This window comes from Streptomyces sp. NPDC107562, from assembly GCF_055657325.1.
On record NZ_JBVKBE010000013.1, the window covers coordinates 151,176 to 173,809 of the forward strand.

A 22,634-nucleotide genomic window follows, 5' to 3' on the forward strand; every position below is an offset into this window, starting at 1 on the left:
AAGGGATAAGAGGAGGCGGAGTGGCGGCCTCAGCGCTGGAGAGGCATCGACTCGGGTCCGGAGGTGAGCGGTGATTGTGCCTCGCAGTCCTCGGTCCGCTCGGCGGTGGCGGTGTCCGGGGCTTCGGCCGTGGTCTGGTCGGTCTCGGCGAGCGGACGGTTCCGGCAGCTCGGTGACTTTCCGTGGGCCTCGGCCCGGATCCGCTGTTTCATCGTGGGGGGCAGTGACCTGGCGTGTACCCAGGCCCAGGGAGACATCGTCGGCACGGTGACGCTCGCGGCGCTGTTGCGAGCCGGCTCGGGCTGCGGTACCGCCGCGGAGGCGGAGGTGGTAATGAGACCGAGCGCCGTGAACAGCGCGAGGAAGGCGGTGACGAGGACGTTCCACAGTTTCATGACCGAGTTCCGGGCCATGGCCCCTCACTTTCGGGTTGGGCGATTTGCGTACTTTCCTCATGATGTGTATGGGGCTCGCGAAGTGTTGGACCGACGCCCGCGGCGCGTGGATCTTCGGATGAACACCACTCGGATGGACGCAAGAGGCCAGAAAAGCTGGGAAGCCGGGGCGAGGGAGGCGAAGTCGGGGCAAATCTCACCCTCCGTGAGGGGGTGATCACACGGGGAGGGGGGTGGTGCGGTCCGTCGTGACTCGGTTTCGGCTCGGCCTCTAGTGCGCGATTCCGGAGGGAAGTTGGGGCGCCCACGCAGGTCACCGATCGATATCGGCCGGTGTGTATAGTCGGGCGCCAGAGGTCCCCTACGTCAAGGAAAGACGAGGTCGCGCGGTGAAGAAGCTTCTCCTGGTCGCACTGGCCGCCATCGGCGGGCTCCTCGTGTACCGCCAGATCCAGGCGGATCGCGCCGAGCAGGATCTGTGGACGGAGGCGACTGACTCCGTGCCCACGGGTTCGTGAGTACCGACAACCGAATCTGAACAGACCCCGGCCGCCTTGCGGTCGGGGTTTTGCGTGTGATGCGGGTGCTCGCCGAGGTGCTCGGGGTGCAGGATGTGCCAGGCACGGACGGTACGTGGTCGGAACTCCCGGGGGTGGGTTGCGCGTGATCGGGCGGCGGTGTACGGCGTGGGGGCGGGCGGTGAGTCGCGCGCTGCCGGGGGTGGTGCTGGTGCTGCCGGGTTCTGCGGGGCTCGCGGGGCTGGTGGGGCCTGTGGGATCGGGGCCGGCGGGGTCGTCCTCGGGGCTGGGGCTGTCCGGGGTCGCTGTGGCTGGTGAGGCGACGCCGGGGGTGTCCTCGTCGTCCGCTTCCTCACCGTCGACCTTCTCGGCCTTCTCTTCGACCTCCCCTTTGTCGTCCCCTTCGTCGTCTTCGTCTTCGTCTTCGTCCTCGTCTTCAACCTCGTCATCGTCATCGTCCTCGTCCTTCGCGTTCGCGGAGGACGCCCGGTCCGTCCCCGGGGCCTCGGGTACCACTGACGCGGCTCGCCTGGAGCCGGGACGCACCTACCGGAGCGCGCTGCCGGGCAGCGGGGAGGCGTACTACCGCCTCGTGCTCGACGCCACCTCGAACGCGTACGTCTCCGCCACCGCCGTGCCCGACCCGGACGCCGCCGTCTCCGCGATCGAGGGCATCAAGGTGTCCGTGCAGGACGCCGACGGCAGGTCCTGCTCGTCCGAGACCACCACCTTCGGGGCCGCGCGCAGCCCGCATCCGATCGCGGCGGGGGGTGCGCGCGAGGTCGGCGGGAGCCGTTGCCAGGGCGCCGGAACGTACTACGTGGTCGTCGAACGCTCGGGTACGAGCGACTTCGCGCCTGCCGAGTGGGAACTCGAGCTCACCGCGGTCCAGGAGCCCGGGCTGACGCGGGCCGGCGCCACACAGGCGCCGGAGGACTGGGACTTCGCCACGCCCGCACCGCCGACGGACGAGCCCCGGGGCCGCCGGGGCGGTGCCGGGTTCGCTACGGCGGCCGCGCTGGGACACGGTGTCTGGACCGACGACATCGCACCCGGGCAGACCCTCTTCTACGAGGTCCCGGTCGACTGGGGCCAGCAGGTGTCCGCCACGGCCGAGCTCGGCACGGCGACTGGAGGTTCCGGTTACGCCGGCAGTGCGCTGGACCTCTCCCTCTACAACCCCGTGCGCGCCCTCGTCGCGGACAGGAGCGTGGGGTACGACGGCAAACAGCGGGCCGCCGCGCTGGCTCCGCTTCCGCCGGTCGACCACGCCAACCGTCTCTCTTTCAGCAGCCGTGTGGACGGGATGCGCTTCGCGGGCTCCTATTACCTTGCCGTGCATCTTTCCTCGGAGGTCGCCGAGCAGTTCGGGGACGGGCCGCTCGGGCTGACGTTGCGCGTGGGCGTGAAGGGGGACGCGCAGGACGGGCCCGCTTATGCGGGGGAGTCCGTGCCGGAGGGCCTCTTCGCCGTGCGGGCAGGCGGCCTGGGCGGCGGCCGGGGGGCGGCGGTCGGGGGTGCGGGGCAGGGAGACGGCGGTGACGAGGCCATGACGGCCTTGGCCGTGGGCGGGATCGGCGCGGGCAGCGTGATCCTCGTGGGGCTCGGCGTGTGGACGGCCGTCGCGCGGCGGAGGGCTGGGATCGCCGGATAGGCGAGGGCCCCTCTCCACGGTGCCGCCGTCAGGTGCGTTTCCCTCGGGCGTCGTTCCGTCAGATACGGGTCAGCGCCCAGAACCCCAGGGCGTAGCAGGCCAGGGCCAGCAGGAGCAGGGGGATCACCGCCTTTGCGGGTGGGCCGGGGCGCCGGGCACGTCGCCCGCCGCGGCGATGCCCGGCGGGCGGCCGGGAAATTGAGGGCGCGGAAGGCGGAACCTGCGGGTCTTGAGCGGTGTACGAAGCAGTAGAGGGATCAGCGCGCTGCGACGACACCGAGGGGGCCTCAAGGGGCGCCGAGGGGGCAGGGCGCGGCGTGTGCGGCTGGGGGGAGGCGAAGGAAGGGTGCTGTGGTCGCGGGTGCTCGGGCTGTGGGTGGTGCTGGGGGCGCGGTGGGGTGGCGTGTTGCTGCTGGGGCTGCTGGGTCTCTTGTTGCCGCTGTGGCGGACTGGCAGAGGGTCGGCGCGTGGTGACGTTCGGCTGCGGTGGGGGCAGATGAAAGCTGCCGGTGTCGGACATGCCGGCAGGCTGCGCCGGCGGTGCCTGCCGGTGCCGGGGATCAGAGGGTACGTTCACGGCGCCGGCCCTGCCGGTTCCCGAACCCGTGCCGGGCCATGGGTCCTCGGGCGGCGGCGCACCGCCAGCTGGGCGCGAGCCCGCGGGTGGCATCCCGGATGGCATGGACCCGGCGCTCGGTGGCAGGCCTTCGCCCGGCACGAAGCCGCTTCCCGCGGACGAGCCCTGGGGCTGCGAGGCCACGGACGCGGGGTCACCCCCCGCTGCTCCGGAGCGCTCGGGCCGCACCTCTCCGCGTCCGCCGTGCGAGCCCTCGGCCGGTCCCGTCGCCCGCGCCGCACGCGCCGGCGTGAGTGGTCCGCTCGCCCCGAACCCCGATGGAAGCGGACCGACTTGGTCGAAGATCTCGATCTGCTCGTCGTCAGGACCAGGCTCCGGCAACAACTCGGCCGCCGCTGCGAGCGCCTTCCGCGCCCCCGTGGCCGTGCGGAACCGGGCCATCGGATCCGGCTGCAGCAGCGAGGCCACGACCTGCCACAGCGGTTCCGGAACGCCCGTGGGCGCGCCCGGAGTTCCGTGTTCGGCGAAGTACTGGACGAGCGCCTTGGCGTCCGGCTTCGCGCCCTCGAGCAGATACAGCGCGACCAGCCCCACGGCGAACAGGTCGGCCGGGAAGTCCGGTTCGGCGCCCATCATCTGCTCGGGTGCGAGATATCCGGGCGTCCCCACCACGAGGTTGGTCTCGGTCAGCCGCGGTTCGCCCAGCCGCATGGCTATCCCGAAGTCGGAGAGCCGCAGTCGCGGCCGCCCGGTGCCGGTCGCCTCCAGCAGGACGTTGGCGGGCTTGATGTCGCGGTGCACCACGTCCTCCGCGTGCACCGCGGCCAGACCCGACAGGAGCTGGTCCAGCAGGGTGCAGACGAAGCGCGGCGGCAGCGGACCGTAGTCCCCGACGACGTGCGCGAGGGACCCCCCGGCGACCAGATCCATGGTGAACAGGACCTTGTCGTCGTCGGCGGCCCAGCTGGCCGGCGCGAGGACATGGGGGTGATCGATGCGCAGTGCCTGCTCACGGACGAAGCGCAGCAGGGAGTGCGCGTCGCGCTGTTGCAGCACCTTGGCGGCCACATAACGGCGGCGGCGGTGGTCCCAGGCGCGCCAGACGGCGCCCACTCCTCCGCGTCCGATCGGGTCGACCAGTTCGTACCGCCCGGCGAAGATCTCTCCCATCGCGGTGCGTCGCTCCTCCCCCTGCGGTCCCTTCAGTCCCAGTTCGGTCCTGGGGCTCCCCCGTTGCCTGCCCCTCGACATGTGGGAGAACCCCTCCCGGACGTGTGCCGCACCCCCTGCGGCACACCCGGTCACGGGTGGGCGCCGCGCCCCCCGGCGGCACCCGCTGCCGTGACCGGCGCCCGGTTCAGTTCTGGTGCGACTGGTAGTGCGCGACGGCGTCCGATGTGCGGCCCGCGCCGTACACCCTGAGGAACTCTGCCAGCTCGGGATGGGTCGGGGCGAGGGTGTCCGCGGCGTCGATGATGTCCCCCGCGGCGGCGACGGACCGCAGTAGGGACTGGATCTCACGGACCACCCGCTTGACCGTCGGTGCCCCCGAACTGTTCGTCGTCTGCGTGGTGTTGCTGAGCACCGAGCCCCCCTGGGACTTCTTGATCTCGTCCATCCGGTCGGTGGCTTCGGCCGCGCTCACGCTGCCGTCCGCCACCTGTGCGGCCAGGTCCTGGAGCAGTTGCACCCGCTGCACCACGGCCGGATTGCCGATCTTCGCCCGCTGACCGCTCATCAGCTGGGACAGCATGGGTGCGGACAGTCCCAGCACCCCCGCGAGACGAGCCTGGTTGAGACCAAGATCGTCGATGAGCTTACGGAAGAGCGCCCCCAGCGGCTCCCCGTACCAGTTCCGCTGCAGTTCCCGCGCTCTTGCGGTGGCTTCCTGCTGTGCGGCGTCCATTGCGTCTCCCCATCGCTTCCCCTAAAACGGCGGTTCGCTGTCGCGAACCACGCCGAGCATCTTACGGAGAGTGGTCGTTCACGGGGACCCCCCAATCTTTTTGCGGGATACCGGGGGTGACCCGCTACTCTGGTCTGCGGCGCCTGCCGGTACGCGGTACTTCCGGCGGATGTCCTCTTTTCGGGGCCTTAGCTCAGTTGGTAGAGCGCTGTCTTTGCATGGCAGATGTCAGGGGTTCGACTCCCCTAGGCTCCACAGCAGAAAGCCCTCTGAACTGCGGAAACGCGGTGCAGAGGGCTTTTTTCGTCGGGGAGGGCGGGCCGGGCGGGCGGGGTTGGTGCATCGGCGGGGCCGACGCCCCGGTCCGATCCGACGGCACCGGTCGATCCCCTGTCCTCGGTACCGCCGTGCCGGTTCGGGAGCGCTGATCGGCGCCACGGTCGGCCCCCCGGGGCCTCCCGCCCGTGACGCGTGCGTCTTCGGGCCCGGGACCCGAGCCCGGCAGAGCCCAGCCGACCTGAGAGCCGATCGGCAGCGGCCTCGGCAGGCCGACCGCCCAGCAGAGCGGTCTCCCCTTTGCGCAAATGCCCGCCGCTTATCTCTCCCGTCACACCGTGACGAGGTACGAACCCGGCTCGCCATTGCATCCGCGATCACTCTCATCGCGGCGCATGCGGCTCGCCGCACCTCCAGGGCCCCAAATGTCCGCCACCGGAGGTCGGTTGTGGTTCCACGTGAAACATCGCTGTGGGGCGGGCGACCCTCAGGTCACCCGCCCCACAGTCGTTCGGCGATCTCGGCTCAGCCGCGGTCGTCGCGGTGGGCGGCCTCGTCCTCGGCCTGCTTGGCCTGCACCTCGGGGTCGAGAACGGACTGGCCGCTCCCGTCCACCGACGTGAGCCGGCCGGACTCGGAGACCTCGGTCGCGGCGGGGGGCTCGACCAGCCAGTCGGGGTTGGCCTGCTTGTCCCACCACTTCCAGGCGGCGAAGGCGCCACCCGCGACGACGCCGATCACGGCCAGCACCTTCATGGCCCGGCCGGTCCGGGCCCGGCGCTCGTGCTTGCGGACGAGCTTCTGGATCTCCTTGGGCGAGACCTGGCCGCGCAGCGCGGCCAGTGCGGCGACGCCCCGAGCCGCGGCCTCGTCCTTGACGGGTCCGGCCGCGGCCACCGCCTGCTCGATCCTCGGCAGGGAGTAGTCGGCGGCCTGGCGGGCGGCCCCGCGGGCGCGGGACGCGGCCTCGTGGGCGGCGTGGTCGACCTTCGGCGGCACATGCGTGCGGACCTGGTAGCGGGCCTGCTCCACATGCGGCGCGAGATGCGCGGCGTACTGGACACGAGCCTGTCCGGCGGCTTGGGACACCTTGGGCGCGAGCCGTACGCGTGCCTCGTGTGCGTAGTGCGCTGCCCGGTCCTTGGCCGTGTCGGCGTAGGGCGCCACCACTTCCGCGGCGTGCAGCACGCTGTCCTTCGCCGAGCCGGTCGCGGCGCGCACGCTGTCGATGCGGGTCACGGGTTTCCTCCTCCTCGGTGGCGTACGGTAATTCGACTTTCCACCCTTTTACGGATCATGCCTGTCGGAGCGCGATGCGGCATGCGAGGGCGGGCATCCGGGTCACGATTGCGGTGCAATAGCGGATGAATAAGGGACAACAGGAGCTTGTCGTCGACAATGCCACGGATCGGGGCTGAGCGCCCGTGTCCCGGGGCGACTCGTCGGGAATTCCGCAAGCGAAACGCCCGGATACACGGCTGGAGGCGGGCGCCGGGCGACGCCGGGCGTGGACCGTGCGAGGATCGTGGAGTCACAGGAAGACAACGGAAGGCAGATCGTGGCTGAGCAGCTTTACGCCACCCTGAAGACCAACCACGGCGACATCGCGGTTCGGCTGTTCCCGAACCACGCGCCGAACACGGTCAAGAACTTCGTCGAGCTCGCAGGCGGCGAGCGGGAGTGGACCAACCCCGCGACGGGTGAGAAGTCCACGGACAAGCTGTACGACGGCACGGTTTTCCACCGCGTCATCAGCGGCTTCATGATCCAGGGCGGCGACCCGCTGGGCAACGGCACGGGCGGCCCGGGCTACCAGTTCGGGGACGAGTTCCACCCCGACCTGCAGTTCGACAAGCCGTACCTGCTGGCCATGGCGAACGCCGGCCCGGGCACCAACGGCTCGCAGTTCTTCATCACCGTCTCCCCGACGGCCTGGCTGAACCGCAAGCACACCATCTTCGGCGAGGTCACGGACGCGGCCAGCCAGAAGGTCGTGGACACCATCGCGGGCGCCCAGACCAACCCGCGCACCGACCGTCCGCTCAACGACGTCGTCATCGAGTCGGTCGTCGTCGAGTCCCGCGAGGCCTGAGTCCGGCTCCCGCACGGGCTTGGTTCCCGTGAGTGCCGAGGTCGGGGCCCTGACGCGGGGCCCGAGACCTCCCGGTGGGGAACCAAACGCCCCGCTCGTCCGTAAAGATGAGCGGGGCGTTGCAGTGCCACGACGACGACTTAGGGGAGCTCATGGACCAGGCGCAGGGCAGCCGGCCGGACGCGGAGAGCGCGCCCGTCTGCTATCGCCACCCGGGTCGTGAGACCGGTGTACGCTGCACGCGCTGTGATCGTCCGATATGCCCCGACTGCATGATCAGCGCCTCGGTCGGCTTCCAGTGCCCCGAATGTGTCCGCGGCTCCGCCGGCACCGGTCACGCGCCGGGTGCCTCCCGCCCCCGCACCCTCGCGGGCGGCACGGTCGCCGCCGACCCCCGGCTGATGACCAAGATCCTGATCGGGATCAACCTCGCGGTCTTCCTCCTCGTCAAGGCCCGTCCCTCGGTATTGAACGATCTGGTGCTCACGGGTGCGTGGCCGCCCGCGCCCTGGGGACAAACGGAGGGCGTGGTCGAGGGCGAGTGGTACCGCCTGGTCACCTCGATGTTCACGCACGAGGCGATCTGGCACATCGCGTTCAACATGCTCAGCCTCTGGTGGCTCGGCGGCCCCCTGGAAGCGGCCCTCGGCCGCGTCCGCTACCTGGCGCTGTACCTGATCTCCGGACTCGCGGGCGGTGCCCTGACCTTCCTGCTGGCGGCTCCCACCACCTCCTCGCTCGGTGCCTCCGGTGCGGTCTATGGGCTCTTCGGCGCGACAGCCGTCCTGATGCGTCGGCTCAACTACGATCTGCGGCCCGTCCTCGCGCTGCTGGTGATCAACCTGATCTTCACGTTCACGGTGGCCGGCATCGCCTGGGAGGCGCACGTGGGTGGTCTCTTCGCCGGCCTGGTGATCGGCTACGTGATGGTCCACGCCCCGCGTGAGCGCAGGGCCCTGGTGCAGTACGGCGTCTGCGCGCTGATGCTGGCCGTGGTGGTCGGAGTGACGCTGCTGCGAACAGCGCAGCTCACTTGAGCCCGAGGGTTATCCACTGAGCTGGACAGTTGTCCACAGCGTGTGTCGGATCTTGTGCACGCTGTGCGAGAACACATGTGCCCCCTGTCGCTGGCCGGTGTTTGTACAGGTCAGGAAGGGGGCGAACGGGCATTCGGGGGATCGTGTGACGGTCGTACCGGCGTCAACGTCCGATGGGTTATCCACAGATCGTCGTCTTTTCCCCAGGTCAGGTGTGGAAATTCTCCCCGGGCTGTGGATAACTCAGCGGATAGCCGTGGGCAGAACTCCGTTCACCGCCCGGTGGCCTGCCCTTCGACGGGCCGCGCACCGGGCGGAGACCGGCTACTTCCACTGCGTGGAGACGCCGAACCCGGCCGCGATGAAGCCGAAGCCGACCACGATGTTCCAGTTGCCCAGCGACTCGATGGGCAGCGAACTGTTGGTCACATAGAAGACGACGATCCAGGCCAGGCCCACGAGGAACAAGGCGAGCATGACCGGTGCGACCCATGCACGGTTCGTCAGCTTGATGCTGGTCGCCTGCTTCGAGGGCGGCGGCGTGTAGTCGGCCTTCTTGCGGATACGTGACTTCGGCACGAGGGTCTCTCCTGTCGATGCGCTGCGTGGCCGCGCAGGGAACTGGGTCGGGCTCGGGGGCAGCGTACAAGGGGACACTGAGCGCTCCCCCGGGCGTCCGTTAGCGTAGTGCTTCCGTGGCGCCGAAGGAGATAAGGGTACGTTGAGCAATTCTGCCGACTCCCCCGGGACGGGATCCAGCGCTGGGCGCCGATGGGCCTTCCGGCCCGTGCGGCTGCTCACGGTGGCGGTCTTCGCTCTCGCGGGCCTCATTTTCTTCACCAGCTTCCACACGGCCAAGGGCACCAACATCCGCACGGACACGTCCCTGCTGAAGCTCTCGGACCTGATCCACGAACGCAGCCGCAACAACGGCGAACTGGGCGAGGCCAACGCCGCCCTGCGTGAGGACGTGGAGTCCCTGGCCGACCGGGGCGACGGCAGCACCAAGGCGGAGGACGACAAGCTCGCCGCACTGGAGAAGGAGGCGGGGACCCACAAGCTCACCGGCGAGGCGATCTCGGTGACCCTGGACGACGCCCCGCCGAACGCCACGGCCAAGCTCCCCGGCTACCCCGAGCCCCAGCCCGACTACCTGGTCATCCACCAGCAGGACCTCCAGGCCGTGGTGAACGCCCTGTGGCAGGGCGGCGCCAAGGGCATCAAGGTCATGGACCAGCGGCTGATCTCCACCAGCGCCGTGCGCTGCGTGGGCAACACCCTGATCCTCCAGGGCCGCGTCTACTCCCCGCCGTACAAGATCACCGCGGTCGGGGACCCCGAGAAGCTCCAGCAGGCGCTCTCCGCCTCCCCGGCGATCCAGAACTACATGGTGTACGTCAACGTGTACGGCCTCGGCTGGAAAGTCGAGGAGAACGGGACGGTGACTCTGCCCGGCTACTCGGGCACAGTGGATCTGCGGTACGCCCAGCCCATGGAGTGAGCGCCTTCCCAGGAGCCGCCGGTGCGCTTAGTCGTCAGGACCGTCAGCGAACTGTGCATCACCGTCGGCACCGTGATCGTGCTGTTCGTCGCCTACGTGCTCTTCTGGACCGGCGTGAAGGCCGACACGGTCATGGACGACGAGATCGACCGGCTCCAGCGGCAGTGGGCCGAGGGTGAGGTCCGTCCGTCGCAGACGGCGGCGGCCCCGGGCACCCCCGCCGCGCCCGCGGAACCCGCGGCCTACGAGAACGGCCGGGCTTTCGCGATCATGTACATCCCGCGGCTTGGTTTCACGTGGAACAAGCCCGTCCTCGAAGGCACCCGCACCGACACCCTGAAGAAGGGCCTCGGGCACTACGCCGGTACGGCGCACCTCGGGCAGCGGGGCAACTTCTCCGTCGCGGGGCACCGGCGGACGTACGGCGACCCCTTCAAGGACTTCCCGCGGCTGCGGCCCGGTGACGCGGTGGTGCTGACGGACGGGACGACCTGGTTCACGTACCGGGTCGACAAGGGGCCGTACAAGACCGTGCCGACGGACGTTGAGGTGATCGACCCGCTGCCACGTATGTCGGGGTACACACGCCCGGGCCGCTATCTGACCCTCACGACCTGCGAACCGGAGTGGGGCCACAGCCACCGCCTGATCGTCTGGGCCCATCTGGATTCCACGCAGCCCGTGGAGGCCGGGAAACCAGCCGCCCTGCGCCGTTAGTCTGGTGGAGTACGGCGTGGGTTTCTGGTGCCGTGGTGCGACGGAAGGGACGGCATGTACGGCTGGATCTGGCGGCATCTGCCGGGGAACGCTTGGGTCAGGGCGTTGATCTCACTGGTACTGATCCTGGCCGCGGTCTACGTCCTGTTCCAGTACGTCTTTCCCTGGGCCGAACCACTGCTGCCCTTCAACGATGTGACGGTGGACAACCAGTGAGCGCGCGCATTCTCGTCGTGGACAACTACGACAGCTTCGTCTTCAACCTGGTCCAGTACCTGTACCAGCTGGGCGCCGAGTGCGAGGTCCTGCGCAACGACGAGGTCTCGACCACGCACGCGGGCGACGGCTTCGACGGCGTGCTGCTGTCACCCGGCCCGGGTGCCCCCGAGCAGGCCGGCGTCTGCATCGAGATGGTCCGGCACTGCGCCGCCACCGGCGTGCCCGTCTTCGGCGTCTGCCTCGGCATGCAGTCCATGCAGGTGGCCTACGGCGGGGTCGTGGACCGCGCGCCGGAGCTGCTGCACGGCAAGACCTCGCTCGTCGAGCACGAGGGCAAGGGCGTCTTCGCCGGCCTGCCGACGCCGTTCACCGCGACCCGCTACCACTCGCTGGCCGCCGAGCCACCGACCGTGCCGACGGAGCTGGAGGTCACGGCGCGGACGCACGACGGCATCATCATGGGCCTGCGGCACCGCGAACTCCCGGTCGAGGGCGTGCAGTTCCATCCCGAGTCGGTACTGACCGAGCACGGTCACAGGATGCTGGCCAACTGGCTGACGGAGTGCGGCGACGAGGGCGCGGTGGCGAGGTCGGCGGGGCTCGCCCCGGTGGTGGGCAGGGCCACGGCGTGACCGCGCTGCGCCCCGAGCGCGAGTCCGGCACCGCCTACGGCGACGCCGGCGACCAGGGCACCTCGTACGGGCAGCAGCCGTACGAGGCGGCGGGTGCGTTCGGGGACTGGTACGGGCAGCAGCCCTACCCGGGGCCGGCGGGCGGTGTCCCGGGCCCCGCACCGACGGGCGGGGCCCGGGTGGACGACGAGACGATGGCCCTGCGGATACCGGAGCCGCCGGGCGGACCCGGAGCGACGGGGGCCGCGGCGGGCCGGGGCAGGACCACACGAGCCGCGGGCGCCACAGGAGCCACAGGAACGTCGGCGGGCTCCGGTGCGGCCGGAGCCGCTCCGGGTGGCCGTGCGGCCCGCAGAAAGGCCGCCAAGCGCCGCCACGGGCGCCATGGCGCCCACGCCGACCCCGCCACCCCGGCCGGATCACCCGCGGAGGGCGGCGACCGGGGCAGGCCGCTCTCCCGTGTCGAGGCGCGCAGGCTCGCGCGGGAGAGCAAGCCCGGTGCCGCCGTCGTGGCCAGCCGGCTGATCGGCGAGGTGTTCATCACCACCGGCGTGCTGATGCTGCTCTTCGTGACCTACCAGCTGTGGTGGACCAACGTCCGGGCGCACGCGCAGGCCGGGAACGAGGCCAGCCAGCTCCAGGACGACTGGGCGAACGGCAAGCGCAACCCGGGTGCCTTCCAGCCGGGGCAGGGCTTCGCGCTGCTGCACATCCCCAAGCTGGACGTGGTCGTGCCGATCGCCGAGGGCATCAACAGCGACAAGGTGCTCGACCGGGGAATGGTCGGTCACTACGCCGAGGGCGCGTTGAAGACGGCGATGCCCGACGACAGGACCGGCAACTTCGGGCTCGCGGGCCACCGCAACACGCACGGCGAGCCCTTCCGTTACATCAACAAGCTCCAGCCGGGCGATCCGATCGTCGTCGAGACGCAGGACACGTACTTTGTCTACGACATGGCGTCGATCCTGCCGGTGACCTCGCCGAGCAACGTGAGCGTCCTCGAACCGGTACCCCCGGGGTCGGGCTTCACCGAGCCCGGCCGCTACATCACCCTGACGACGTGCACACCGGAGTTCACCAGCAAGTACCGGATGATCGTCTGGGGCAAGATGGTCGAGGAACGGCCGCGCAGCAAGGGCAAGCCGGATGCGCTCGTCAGTTAAGGGCAGATGACACGTGGCAGCGACCACCGATCGTGAAGAGCACACCGACGCCGTTCCCGGGGCTCCCGAGCCACGGCGCCGCGGACCCGGACGGATCGCCATGGCGGTCAGCGTCTTCGGTGAACTCCTCATCACCGCGGGCCTCGTGCTCGGCCTGTTCGTCGTCTACTCACTGTGGTGGACGAACGTCCTCGCCGACCGCAAGGCGCACCAGGAGGGCGACAGGGTCCGCGACCACTGGGCCACCTCCGAGCCCACCGGTCCCGGCCGGCTGGACACCAAGGACGGCATCGGCTTCCTGCACGTGCCGGCGATGAACAGGGACGAGATCCTGATCAAGAAGGGCACCTCGACGGAGCTGCTCAACAACGGCGTCGCCGGCTACTACACCGACCCCGTCAAGGCGACCCTCCCCACCAGCGGCAAGAACGGCAACTTCTCGCTCGCCGCCCACCGGGACGGCCACGGCGCCAAGTTCCACGACATCCACAAGCTCAAGAAGGGCGACCCGGTCGTCTTCGAGACGAAGGACAAGTGGTTCGTCTACAAGGTCTACGCCGTCCTGCCCGAGACCTCGAAGTACAACGTCAAGGTCCTCGACGCGATCCCCGCGGAGTCCGGGCGCAAGAAGGCCGGCAAGTACATCACCCTGACCACCTGCACCCCGGTCTTCACCAGCCGCTACCGGTACGTCGTCTGGGGCGAGCTGGACCGCGTGGAGAAGGTGAACGGCGACCGCACACCGCCGAAGGAACTGCGCCGCTAGACCGCGCCGCACGGCCACGTACGACGGAGCCCCGGCAACCCTGAGAGGGGGTGCCGGGGCTCCGTCGTGTGCGGCGAGGGCGGTCAGTCGCCGTCGTTGCCTCCGAAGATGCCGCCGCCGTTGTTGCCTCCGTTGTTGCCGCCCAGTCCCACGGTGCGCAGCGTGATCTGCGTCCCGCCCGGGTTGTCGACCTCCTGGTCACCCGGCGGGTTCTGCGCGGCGACGAACGCTCCGTCGCTCTGGTCGCTGCCGTTCTCGAACTGGATGTTGGTGAAGCCGGCCGCGTTCAGGATCTGCTTGGCCTGTCCCACCGTCTGTCCGACGACGTTCGGGACCTTGGCCTTCTGCTGCTGGAGCTTGCCGACCTTCAGGTTCACCGTCGAGCCCTTGTCGATCTGCGAACCGGCGGGCGGGTTGACCTCGATGACCTTGCCGTCCTGGTTGGGGTCGGTGACCGGCACGTCGGTGCAGTTGCCCGTGAGGTCGTTGTCCTCGAGCTGCTTCTTGGCGTCGTCGCAGGACTGGCCGCCGACGTTCGGGACGGTCGCCTTCTCCTCGGCCTTCGCGATCGTCAGGGTGATCGTGGAGCCCTTCTCGACCTCCTTGCCGGAGACCGGGTCCTGCTCCAGGACGGTGCCCGGGTCGTCCGAGGACTCGCGGACCTCCGTCTTCACCTTGAACTCGTACTCGTCGCCCTCGAGCTTCGCCGTGGCGTCCTCGACGTTCTCGTTGATGACGTTGGGCACCGCGACCTTCGGGGCGCCGGTCGACACCACGACGTTGATCGCCGTGTTCTTGTCGACCTCCGTGCCCCGCGGCGGGTCCTGGGAGCAGACGTTGCCCTTCTGCTGGTCCTCGCAGGGCTTGTTGCTGACGGACAGCTCGAGATCGGCGTTGGTCGCCTGTTTCTGCGCGTCGTCCTGGGTGAGCCCCACGAAGTTCGGCACCTGCACCGAGTCGTTGCTCACCCCGTCCCCGCCGAACGCCCAGCGACCGATCAGGATCGCGCCGACCAGGACCAGGACCGCCGCTACGACCAGCAGGATCGTCGAGGTGTTGGACTTCTTCTGACGACGCCGGTCGGGCCGGTCGTCGTAGCCGAAGCCGCCGTCGTCCGGGTTGGTCGGGGGCAGCAGGGTGGTCGCGCCACCGTGGCCGTCGGAGCGCAGGGCCGTCGTCGGCTGGTCGTCCGGGTAGCCGCCGTAGCCGACCGCGCCCATCGCCGCCGTGGCGCCGACCGGCTGGCCGTCGAGGCAGGCCTCGATGTCGGCGCGCATCTCGTCGGCGGACTGGTAGCGGTAGTTCGGGTCCTTGACCAGCGCCTTGAGGACGATCGCGTCCATCTCCGGCGTGATCTCGGGGTCGAACACCGACGGCGGCTGGGCCTCCTCCCGGACGTGCTGGTACGCGACCGCCACCGGGGAGTCGCCCACGAACGGCGGGCGTACCGTCAGCAGCTCGTACAGCAGGCAGCCGGTGGAGTACAGGTCACTGCGCGCGTCGACCTGCTCACCCTTGGCCTGCTCGGGCGAGAGGTACTGCGCGGTGCCGATCACGGCGGCCGTCTGCGTCATCGTCATGCCGGAGTCGCCCATGGCCCGGGCGATGCCGAAGTCCATGACCTTGACCTGGCCGTTGCGCGTCAGCATGACGTTCGCCGGCTTGATGTCGCGGTGGACGATGCCGTTGCGGTGGGCGTACTCCAGGCCCTGGAGGATGCCGATCGTCATCTCCATGGCGCGCTCCGGCAGCAGCTTGCGGCCGGAGTGCAGCAGCTCACGGAGCGTGGAGCCGTCGACGTACTCCATGACGATGTACGGGATCGAGACCCCGTCGATGTAGTCCTCGCCCGTGTCGTAGACCGCGACGATCGCGGGGTGGTTGAGCGAGGCGGCCGACTGGGCCTCCCGGCGGAAGCGGGCCTGGAACGACGGGTCGCGTGCGAGATCCGCGCGCAGCGTCTTCACGGCCACCTGGCGCCCCAGCCTGGTGTCATGCGCGTGGTAAACCTCCGCCATGCCACCACGGCCGAGCACCGGGCCCAGCTCGTACCGGCCGCCTAGGCGACGCGGCTCTTCCATAGCTACCTACCAGCCCTCTCCGTCGGTCCCGGCCGGCATGTCGTGCGGCCGGAGACTGCCGTCCGGGCCTACCGTACCCGGCTCGCTTTGTATGACCTGGCCAAGCCCGTCAGCCGATACAGGACCGGTATCGCAACGTGCATCAATGTGAAGGCGACGTGACGGGGCTCTCACTGCTTGCTCTGGATGACCGCCTCCATCACGCTCTTCGCGATGGGCGCCGCGAGGCCGCCGCCGGAGATGTCGCCACGGTCCGCCTCCTGGTCCTCGACCACGACGGCCACGGCCACCGGCGAGCTGCCGTCGGAGAGCTTGGCGTACGAGATGAACCAGGCGTACGGCTTCTCACTGTTGTCGACGCCGTGCTGGGCGGTACCGGTCTTGCCGCCCACGGTCACGCCGTCGATCTTCGCGTTGCTTCCCGTGCCCTTGTCGACGACGGTCTCCATCATCGACTGCAGCACCTGCGCGTTGTCCGAGGACAGCGGCTTGCTGAGCTCCTCCGGCTCGGTCTGCTCGATGGTGTCGACGTTGGACGCCTGGAGCTTGTCGACCATGTACGGCTTCATCAGCGTGCCGTCGTTGGCGACCGCGGCGGCGACCATGGCCATCTGCAGCGGTGTCGCCGCGGTGTTGAACTGGCCGATCGAGGACAGCGCCACCTCGGAGGGGGCCATGTCCTCGGAGAACACGGAGGCGTTCGCGCGGACCGGCGTGAACTGTTCCTCGGTGAAGCCGAACTTCTTCGCCGTCTCCAGCATCTTGTCGTTGCCGAGGTCGGAGCCGACCTTGCCGAAGACGGTGTTGCAGGACCACTGCAGGGCGACCCGGAGGGTCGCGTTCTTGCAGGGGATGGTCCCCTCGTTCTTCAGCTCGGTCGTGGTGCCCGGCATCGTCCACGGCAGCGGCGTCTTGGTGGGCGAGTCCGCCTCGGGGTACAGGCCGTGCTCCAGGGCCGCCGCCGCGGTGACGACCTTGAAGGTCGAGCCCGGCGGGTAGGTCTCGCGCAGCGCCCGGTTGAGCATCGGGTCGTTCGCGTCGTCCTTCTTCTGGAGCTTGTTCCAGGCCTTCTGGTCGTCGTCGGAGTATCCGGCGATCGTCGAGGGGTCGTAGGACGGGTAGGAGGCCTGCGCCAGGATCGCGCCGGTCTCCGGGTCAAGCGCCACCACGGCGCCCTTGCCGCGCTTGGCCAGGCCCTCGTACGCCGCCTTCTGCGCGGCCGCGTTGAGGGTGGTGACGACGTTGCCGCCGGCCTTCTTCTTGCCCGTGAGCATGTCGAGGGTGTTGCGGAAGAACAGCCGGTCGTCGTTGCCGGTGAGGATGCCGTCCTCCAGGTTCTCCAGCTGGTTGGTGCCGAAGGCCTGGGAGGCGTAGCCGGTGACCGGGGCCCACATGGGGCCGTCCTTGTAGGTGCGGACGTACTCGAAGTCGCCGCTGGCGGCCCGCTTGGAGCCGGTGATGGCCTTGCCGTCGACGATTATGTCGCCGCGGGGGGTGGCGTACCGCTCGATCGCCACCCGGCGGTTGTCGGTGTCGGTGGCCAACTCGTCCGCCCGGACGTACTGGAGCCAGTTGTCGCGGATCAGCAGCGTCAGGACGAGCAGTCCGCAGAAGATCGCGATCCGGCGCAGGGGCTTGTTCATGACGGGCGGACCACCTGGGTCATCTCGGCGTCGGGGTTCGGGGCGGGGGCGGGCGCCGGGCGGCGCGCGGTGTCGCTGATGCGCAGCAGAATGCCGATCAGGGCCCAGTTGGCGATCACGGACGAGCCGCCGTAGGCCAGGAACGGCATCGTCATACCGGTCAGCGGGATGAGCCCCATCACACCGCCGGCGACGACGAACACCTGGAGGGCGAAGGCGCCGGACAGGCCGATGGCGAGCAGCTTGCCGAACGGGTCGCGGGCGGCGAGGGCGGTGCGCACGCCGCGCTCCACGATCAGTGCGTACAGCAGCAGCAGGCCCATCACGCCGGCGAGGCCCAGCTCCTCGCCGAAGGTGGCGAGGATGAAGTCGGAGTTGGCGGCGAACCGGATCAGCTCGGAGTGCCCCTGGCCCCAGCCGGTGCCCAGGGTGCCGCCGGAGCCGAACGCCCACAGCGCCTGCATCGCCTGCTCGGAGTGGCCGCCCACGCCCTGGCGGGAGAGCGTGTACTCGCGCATCGGGTCGAGCCAGGCGTCGACGCGCTGCTGGATGTGCGGTTCGAAGGAGGCCACGCCGACGGCGCCGACCGCGGACATCAGCAGACCGAAGACGATCCAGCTGGTCCGCTCGGTGGCGACGTACAGCATGATGACGAACATTCCGAAGAACAGCAGCGACGTACCGAGGTCGGTCTCGAAGACCAGGATCAGGATCGAGATCGCCCAGACCACGAGGATCGGGCCGAGGTCGCGGCCACGCGGCAGGTACAGGCCCATGAAGCGGCGGCTGGCCAGGGCGAGCGCGTCCCGCTTGACCATCAGGTACCCGGCGAAGAAGACCGCGAGGACGATCTTCGCGAACTCGCCCGGCTGGATGGAGAATCCGCCGACGTTGATCCAGATCTTGGCGCCGTAGATGTTCTGGCCGAGGCCCGGCACCAGCGGCAGCAGCAGCAGGAACAGCGCGCCGACCATCGAGATGTACGTGTAGCGCTGCAGCGCGCGGTGGTCCTTGAGGAAGATCAGCACCACGATGAACAGCGCGATGCCCATCGCCGTGTACAGCAGCTGGCGCGGGGCGGCGGTGCCGGCCTGGCCGATGTCCTGCAGCAGCTCGGACTGGTCCAGCCGCCAGATGGCGACCAGGCCCAGCCCGTTGAGCAGGGTGGCCAGCGGCAGCAGCAGCGGGTCCGCGTACGGCGCGAACTTGCGGACGACGACATGGCCGACGCCGGCCAGCAGGCCCAGACCGAGCCCGTAGCTCAGCAGGCCGGCCGGTACCTCGTCGTTGATGGCGAGACCGACGTTGGCGTAGGCGAAGACCGGGATGAGGACGGCGAACACCAGGAGCCCGAGCTCGGTGTTGCGCCGGCTCGGCGTGCCGATCGAGCCGATCGTGGACGTGTGCTGCGTCGACGGATTGGGAGTACTGCTCATCGTGTGACGGGGCCTCTCACGGCTTGCCTACTGCTTACCGCACAGCGAGACGACCTTCTGCTCTTCCTCCGAGAGGCTGGGGCCGGGGCTGGGAGTGGGCGCGGTCGCGGACTGGCTCGGGGACGTGGAACCGGTGGCCGACGGTGTCGGTGTGGCCTTGGACGTGACAGAGGTACGGGTGGTTCCCGTGGTGCCGCCTGCCTCGCCCTGGCCGGTCTGCGCGCTGTTCTCGCTCTCGGCGGCGCGTCGCTGCGCCTCCTTCTTGCACGCGGAGGCCTGCACGCCCAACTCGACGATCTTGGCCTGGGCGTTCTTCAGCCCGCCCTCGGCGATCGTCGCCTCGACCAGCTTCTGCTGGTAGGGCGGCAGGTACTTGAGTTCGATCTCGGGGTGGTCCTTCTCGACCTTCGACAAGGAGACCCAGGCCAGGTCCTGGCTGATGCCCCGGTACAGGGCGACGTGCTCGTCGTTGGTGCCGACGTAGTACTGGGTCTGCGTCCAGCGGTGGCCCCCGTACAGGCCGCCGCCGATGACGGCCAGCGCGAGGACGCCGTAGAAGGATCGCTTCAGCCAGCGGCGCCGCGGCCGTGGTTTGACGAAGTCGTCGTCGCTGTAGCCGCCGAAGCCGTCCGCCGGGATGTAGCCGGTGGTGTCGCCGGAGCCGGGCGGGCCGAACTCGCCGCCCCCGCCGCCCTGTCCGGGCACCTGGCGGCCGAGGCCGGCGGCCCGGCCGGCCGGGGTCTGCATGATGCCGTTGTCGTGCAGGTGGTTCTGGTTCTCGGCGACGGCGCCGACCACGACCGGGGTGTCGGACAGCTGCCCGGCGAGGGTGTCACCGGTGTCCAGGTCGAGCACGTCGGCGACGATCACGGTGATGTTGTCCGGGCCGCCGCCGCGCAGCGCCAGCTCGATCAGCTGCTGCACGGTCTCCTGCGGACCCTGGTAGCTGGCGAGCGTCTCCTCCATCGTCTGGTGGGAGACGACGCCGGACAGGCCGTCGGAGCAGATCAGATAGCGGTCGCCGGCCCGCACCTCGCGGATCGACAGATCGGGCTCGACGTGGTCGCCGCTGCCGAGCGCGCGCATCAGCAGGGAGCGCTGCGGGTGGGTGGTGGCCTCTTCCTCGGTGATCCGGCCCTCGTCGACGAGGCGCTGCACCCAGGTGTGGTCCTGTGTGATCTGGGTGAGGACACCGTCGCGCAGCAGGTACGCGCGCGAGTCGCCGACGTGCACCAGGCCGAGCCGCTGGCCCGTCCACAGCAGAGCGGTGAGGGTCGTACCCATGCCCTCCAGCGAGGGGTCCTCCTCGACCATCTGACGCAGCTGGTCGTTGGCGCGCTGGACGGCGGTGCCGAGCGAGGTGAGGACGTCCGAGCCGGGGATGTCGTCGTCGAGCTGGACGATGGTGGAGATCGCCTCGGAGGAGGCGACCTCGCCGGCCGCGGCGCCGCCCATGCCGTCGGCGATCGCGAGCAGGCGCGGACCGGCGTATCCGGAGTCCTCGTTGCCCTCGCGGATCATGCCTTTGTGCGAACCGGCGGCGAAGCGCAGTGACAGACTCATGCGCACCTCGCCCGTCGGCTCCGGGTACAGCCGATCGTGTCGAGCCACACTGCCCACCCTCCGGTCGGGAGCGCGCCGGGGCCCCGGGTGTGGACCGCCGCTGCGTGCTCGCTCCGCTCGCGCTCATTCATGATGTAGCACTACTTCCGCAGCTCGATGACGGTCTTGCCGATGCGGATCGGTGCACCCAACGCGATCGGCGTGGGGGTCGTGAGGCGGGTCCGGTCGAGATAGGTGCCGTTCGTGGACCCGAGGTCCTCGACGATCCACTGACCGTCCCGGTCCGGGTAGATCCTGGCATGCCGGCTCGAGGCGTAGTCGTCGTCCAGCACGATGGTGCTGTCGTGCGCCCGGCCCAGGGTGATGGTCTGGGACTGGAGCGCGACGGTGGTGCCGGTGAGTGTGCCTTCGGTCACCACCAGTTTGGTCGGGGCGTTCCGCCGCGACCGGCCGCCGGCCGGCTGCTGGCGCTGCTGCGGAGGCGCCTGGCGCGTGGCCTGCTGCGCCCGGCCCGCGTCCCGTCGGGATCCGCGCTGTGTGACGCGCGTTCCGAACAGATCGCTGCGGATGACCTGCACGGCCACGATCACGAACAGCCACAGTACGGCCAGGAAACCCAGCCGCATGACCGTGAGGGTCAGCTCTGACATTGCCCCCGGATCACCCTTCGGCTTGCCTATAGATAACGGTGGTGCTGCCCACGACGATCCGCGAGCCGTCGCGGAGCGTAGCGCGGGTGGTGTGCTGCCCGTCCACCACGATGCCGTTGGTGGACCCGAGATCCTGGATCGTCGAGGGCGTTCCGGTCCGGATCTCGCAGTGCCGGCGGGACACGCCGGGGTCGTCGATCCGCACGTCGGCGTCGGTGCTGCGGCCCATTACCAGGGTCTGGCGGGAGATCTGGTGGCGAGCACCGTTGATCTCGATCCAGTACCTGGTGCGGGAACCAGGGGAGGCGCCGGGCGCGGCACCGGGACGCTGCGCGGCGGGCTGGGCCGGCTGCGGATAGCCGTACCCGCCGGGGCGGGCGCCGGGTGGGGGTGCCGAAGGCATGGGGGGAGCGCCGGCGGGCTGCGGCGGGGCAGCAGCGGGCGGGTACCCGTAGCCACCCGCGGCGGCCGGGGGGCGGACGCCGCCGGCCGCGGAGCCGGGGGCCTGCTGGTCGGTGGAGGAGGCGAGCGTACGGCTGCGCACCCGGTACAGACCGGTGTCCAGGTCGTCCGCCTTCTCCAGGTGGACCTTGATCGCTCCCATGAAGGTGTAGCGCTGCTGCTTGGCGTAGTCGCGGACCATGCCCGCGAGCTCGTCGCCCAGCTGGCCCGAGTAGGGGCTGAGGCGCTCGAAGTCCGGGGCGCTCAGCTCCACGATGAAGTCGTTGGGCACGACGGTGCGGTCGCGGTTCCAGATGGTCGCGTTGTTGTCGCACTCCCGCTGGAGCGCTCCCGCGATCTCCACGGGCTGCACCTCGGACTTGAACACCTTGGCGAAGGTGCCGTTGACCAGACCTTCGAGACGCTGCTCGAACTTCTTCAGGACTCCCATGGGGCACCTCCTCCGGCGTTGCCGTCCTGTGTACTGCCTACCCGTGCACTGCCTACCCGGTACTGCTTACTGATCGTATCCACGCCCCGGTTAATCGGCTGGTTCCCCCTGTCAGCCCGGTCGACGGGTGTCGACGGGTGTCGACGCCTGACGAAGTTCCCTGCGGCGCTCCCCTTCGAACTTCTGGCATGGATCGTAGAGGGGGTCGCAAACAAGTGTCCCGCACCGGACTGCGGACTCGGTCCGGCTCCTGGGCAGACGGGCAGGACCGGTACGAGGTTGATACGTGCGGAGGCGTTCCGGCCGGTCGGCGTGCCCATGTGAGGGTGCCCCTGCCCTGGATAAGGCATGTGAACCCACCCCGTCCAGCGTGCTAATGTTCTGGGTGTCGGAAGGCGCCAACCCCAAGGGGACGGGGCCGGAGACACACCCAATGCGCGGGTGGCGGAATAGGCAGACGCGCTGGATTCAGGTTCCAGTGCCCGCAAGGGCGTGGGGGTTCAACTCCCCCCTCGCGCACAGCTGAAGCGGTCGGCATCGTGATCACGATGCCGACCGCTTCTCTTTGTTCTCCCGTCGTTCTCCCGGGCCTTCGGAGGCGTACCCCGTGAAGCCCCTCACCGTGCTGCCTGTTCCTGTGTGAGCAACGTCTCAGGTCGTGGTGGTCGTGCGGGGGGTCCGTGCCGTGGCGGTGATGTCGGGCGTGGTGGTGTCGGACGGGCCGATGCCGCCCGCGTTCAAGGACGAGGGCCGACAGGCGGACGTGCGGCTGCGGGACCGGCGTCGGCCACCTGCCGCAGGACCGGGTCGGGCAGGTCGGGGAGTTGACGTGCGCCGGGGTTTTCCACAGGTGGGGAGTTGTCCACAGGGTCTGACGGGATGCCGTCCGCCGGTTGTACGGTCGGCACGAGTT

Annotated in this window: 20 protein-coding genes and 2 tRNA genes; 11 read left to right on the forward strand and 11 right to left on the reverse strand. The window is 69.7% G+C overall.

Annotation, left to right across the window (positions count from 1 at the left end):
- Positions 1–29: 29 nt before the first annotated feature.
- Positions 30–413 carry a DUF6344 domain-containing protein gene (locus tag ACZ7LV_RS29990; RefSeq protein WP_471943863.1) on the reverse strand — a complete coding sequence of 128 codons (384 nt, stop codon included), beginning with the start codon at positions 411–413 and terminating at the stop codon, positions 30–32.
- A 371-nt stretch (positions 414–784) separates the two neighbouring features.
- On the opposite strand from ACZ7LV_RS29990, the gene ACZ7LV_RS29995 reads away from it, so the two are divergent.
- Positions 785–913 (forward strand): DLW-39 family protein, encoded by a 129-nt coding sequence (locus tag ACZ7LV_RS29995; protein ID WP_003999697.1) that lies wholly within the window; start codon positions 785–787, stop codon positions 911–913.
- A gap of 592 nt (positions 914–1,505) precedes the next feature.
- Positions 1,506–2,567, forward strand: coding sequence for a hypothetical protein (locus ACZ7LV_RS30000; protein WP_471943865.1), 1,062 nt, complete (start codon positions 1,506–1,508; stop codon positions 2,565–2,567).
- Positions 2,568–2,625: 58 nt separating this feature from the next.
- On the opposite strand, the gene ACZ7LV_RS30005 is transcribed toward ACZ7LV_RS30000, so the two are convergent.
- Complete coding sequence (locus tag ACZ7LV_RS30005) at positions 2,626–4,314, reverse strand: serine/threonine-protein kinase (RefSeq protein ID WP_471943867.1); 1,689 nt, start codon at positions 4,312–4,314, stop codon at positions 2,626–2,628.
- A gap of 187 nt (positions 4,315–4,501) precedes the next feature.
- On the reverse strand, positions 4,502–5,050 hold the full coding sequence (locus ACZ7LV_RS30010; protein ID WP_471943869.1) for a helix-turn-helix domain-containing protein: 549 nt from the start codon (positions 5,048–5,050) through the stop codon (positions 4,502–4,504).
- Positions 5,051–5,232: 182 nt separating this feature from the next.
- Between ACZ7LV_RS30010 and ACZ7LV_RS30015 the strand changes: the two genes are divergently transcribed.
- A tRNA-Ala gene (locus tag ACZ7LV_RS30015) sits at positions 5,233–5,305 on the forward strand.
- A 546-nt stretch (positions 5,306–5,851) separates the two neighbouring features.
- Here the strand turns inward: ACZ7LV_RS30015 and ACZ7LV_RS30020 are convergent.
- Positions 5,852–6,565 (reverse strand): DUF5324 family protein, encoded by a 714-nt coding sequence (locus ACZ7LV_RS30020; RefSeq protein ID WP_471943871.1) that lies wholly within the window; start codon positions 6,563–6,565, stop codon positions 5,852–5,854.
- A gap of 319 nt (positions 6,566–6,884) precedes the next feature.
- Between ACZ7LV_RS30020 and ACZ7LV_RS30025 the strand changes: the two genes are divergently transcribed.
- A complete protein-coding gene (locus ACZ7LV_RS30025; protein WP_471943872.1) occupies positions 6,885–7,418 on the forward strand; it encodes a peptidylprolyl isomerase in 534 nt (177 codons plus the stop codon).
- Positions 7,419–7,570: 152 nt separating this feature from the next.
- Positions 7,571–8,455 (forward strand): rhomboid family intramembrane serine protease, encoded by an 885-nt coding sequence (locus ACZ7LV_RS30030; RefSeq protein WP_471943874.1) that lies wholly within the window; start codon positions 7,571–7,573, stop codon positions 8,453–8,455.
- 324 nt (positions 8,456–8,779) lie between these two features.
- Here ACZ7LV_RS30030 and crgA read toward each other — a convergent pair whose 3' ends face one another.
- Positions 8,780–9,034 (reverse strand): cell division protein CrgA, encoded by a 255-nt coding sequence (gene crgA / locus ACZ7LV_RS30035; RefSeq protein WP_365457356.1) that lies wholly within the window; start codon positions 9,032–9,034, stop codon positions 8,780–8,782.
- Between the two features lie 142 nt (positions 9,035–9,176).
- Between crgA and ACZ7LV_RS30040 the strand changes: the two genes are divergently transcribed.
- The 5 genes from ACZ7LV_RS30040 to ACZ7LV_RS30060 all read left to right on the forward strand — a co-directional run bounded on the left by ACZ7LV_RS30040 (position 9,177) and on the right by ACZ7LV_RS30060 (position 13,456).
- Positions 9,177–9,956, forward strand: coding sequence for a DUF881 domain-containing protein (locus ACZ7LV_RS30040; RefSeq protein ID WP_471943876.1), 780 nt, complete (start codon positions 9,177–9,179; stop codon positions 9,954–9,956).
- A 21-nt stretch (positions 9,957–9,977) separates the two neighbouring features.
- Positions 9,978–10,673 carry a class E sortase gene (locus tag ACZ7LV_RS30045; protein ID WP_471943878.1) on the forward strand — a complete coding sequence of 232 codons (696 nt, stop codon included), beginning with the start codon at positions 9,978–9,980 and terminating at the stop codon, positions 10,671–10,673.
- Between the two features lie 212 nt (positions 10,674–10,885).
- Entirely contained in the window at positions 10,886–11,524 is a 639-nt protein-coding gene (locus ACZ7LV_RS30050; RefSeq protein WP_471943880.1) for an aminodeoxychorismate/anthranilate synthase component II, read from the forward strand.
- The gene (locus ACZ7LV_RS30055) at positions 11,521–12,690 is read left to right on the forward strand and encodes a class E sortase (protein WP_471943882.1); all 1,170 of its coding nucleotides are present in this window, start codon (positions 11,521–11,523) and stop codon (positions 12,688–12,690) included. Before ACZ7LV_RS30050 ends, ACZ7LV_RS30055 begins: the two co-directional genes overlap by 4 nt.
- Before the next feature lie 13 nt (positions 12,691–12,703).
- On the forward strand, positions 12,704–13,456 hold the full coding sequence (locus ACZ7LV_RS30060) for a class E sortase (protein ID WP_471943883.1): 753 nt from the start codon (positions 12,704–12,706) through the stop codon (positions 13,454–13,456).
- Positions 13,457–13,539: 83 nt separating this feature from the next.
- On the opposite strand, the gene pknB is transcribed toward ACZ7LV_RS30060, so the two are convergent.
- The 6 genes from pknB to ACZ7LV_RS30090 form a co-directional block, all read right to left on the reverse strand.
- On the reverse strand, positions 13,540–15,537 hold the full coding sequence (gene pknB, locus ACZ7LV_RS30065) for a Stk1 family PASTA domain-containing Ser/Thr kinase (protein WP_471943885.1): 1,998 nt from the start codon (positions 15,535–15,537) through the stop codon (positions 13,540–13,542).
- Between the two features lie 170 nt (positions 15,538–15,707).
- Positions 15,708–17,180, reverse strand: coding sequence for a penicillin-binding transpeptidase domain-containing protein (locus ACZ7LV_RS30070; protein WP_471943887.1), 1,473 nt, complete (start codon positions 17,178–17,180; stop codon positions 15,708–15,710).
- Positions 17,177–18,616: an FtsW/RodA/SpoVE family cell cycle protein gene (locus tag ACZ7LV_RS30075; protein WP_471943889.1), complete on the reverse strand. Its 1,440-nt coding sequence runs from the start codon at positions 18,614–18,616 to the stop codon at positions 17,177–17,179. The genes ACZ7LV_RS30070 and ACZ7LV_RS30075 overlap by 4 nt, the downstream gene beginning before the upstream one ends.
- A 27-nt stretch (positions 18,617–18,643) precedes the next feature.
- Positions 18,644–20,179 (reverse strand): Stp1/IreP family PP2C-type Ser/Thr phosphatase, encoded by a 1,536-nt coding sequence (locus ACZ7LV_RS30080; RefSeq protein WP_471943980.1) that lies wholly within the window; start codon positions 20,177–20,179, stop codon positions 18,644–18,646.
- A gap of 140 nt (positions 20,180–20,319) precedes the next feature.
- On the reverse strand, positions 20,320–20,829 hold the full coding sequence (locus ACZ7LV_RS30085; RefSeq protein WP_401675146.1) for an FHA domain-containing protein FhaB/FipA: 510 nt from the start codon (positions 20,827–20,829) through the stop codon (positions 20,320–20,322).
- Positions 20,830–20,839: 10 nt separating this feature from the next.
- Positions 20,840–21,721 carry an FhaA domain-containing protein gene (locus ACZ7LV_RS30090; protein WP_471943891.1) on the reverse strand — a complete coding sequence of 294 codons (882 nt, stop codon included), beginning with the start codon at positions 21,719–21,721 and terminating at the stop codon, positions 20,840–20,842.
- A gap of 435 nt (positions 21,722–22,156) precedes the next feature.
- Between ACZ7LV_RS30090 and ACZ7LV_RS30095 the strand changes: the two genes are divergently transcribed.
- Positions 22,157–22,240 (forward strand) — tRNA-Leu (locus ACZ7LV_RS30095).
- The last annotated feature ends 394 nt before the right edge of the window (positions 22,241–22,634 follow it).

Excerpts from the sequence above, each read along its gene's own strand:
- ACZ7LV_RS30070 (WP_471943887.1), bottom strand. The coding sequence starts at position 17,180 with ATGAACAAGCCCCTGCGCCGGATCGCGATCTTCTGCGGACTGCTCGTC.
- ACZ7LV_RS30010 (WP_471943869.1), bottom strand. The coding sequence starts at position 5,050 with ATGGACGCCGCACAGCAGGAAGCCACCGCAAGAGCGCGGGAACTGCAG.
- ACZ7LV_RS30090 (WP_471943891.1), bottom strand. The coding sequence starts at position 21,721 with ATGGGAGTCCTGAAGAAGTTCGAGCAGCGTCTCGAAGGTCTGGTCAAC.
- ACZ7LV_RS30075 (WP_471943889.1), bottom strand. The coding sequence starts at position 18,616 with ATGAGCAGTACTCCCAATCCGTCGACGCAGCACACGTCCACGATCGGC.
- pknB (WP_471943885.1), bottom strand. The coding sequence starts at position 15,537 with ATGGAAGAGCCGCGTCGCCTAGGCGGCCGGTACGAGCTGGGCCCGGTG.
- ACZ7LV_RS30005 (WP_471943867.1), bottom strand. The coding sequence starts at position 4,314 with ATGGGAGAGATCTTCGCCGGGCGGTACGAACTGGTCGACCCGATCGGA.
- ACZ7LV_RS29990 (WP_471943863.1), bottom strand. The coding sequence starts at position 413 with ATGGCCCGGAACTCGGTCATGAAACTGTGGAACGTCCTCGTCACCGCC.
- ACZ7LV_RS30080 (WP_471943980.1), bottom strand. The coding sequence starts at position 20,179 with ATGAGTCTGTCACTGCGCTTCGCCGCCGGTTCGCACAAAGGCATGATC.
- ACZ7LV_RS30085 (WP_401675146.1), bottom strand. The coding sequence starts at position 20,829 with ATGTCAGAGCTGACCCTCACGGTCATGCGGCTGGGTTTCCTGGCCGTA.
- ACZ7LV_RS30030 (WP_471943874.1), top strand. The coding sequence starts at position 7,571 with ATGGACCAGGCGCAGGGCAGCCGGCCGGACGCGGAGAGCGCGCCCGTC.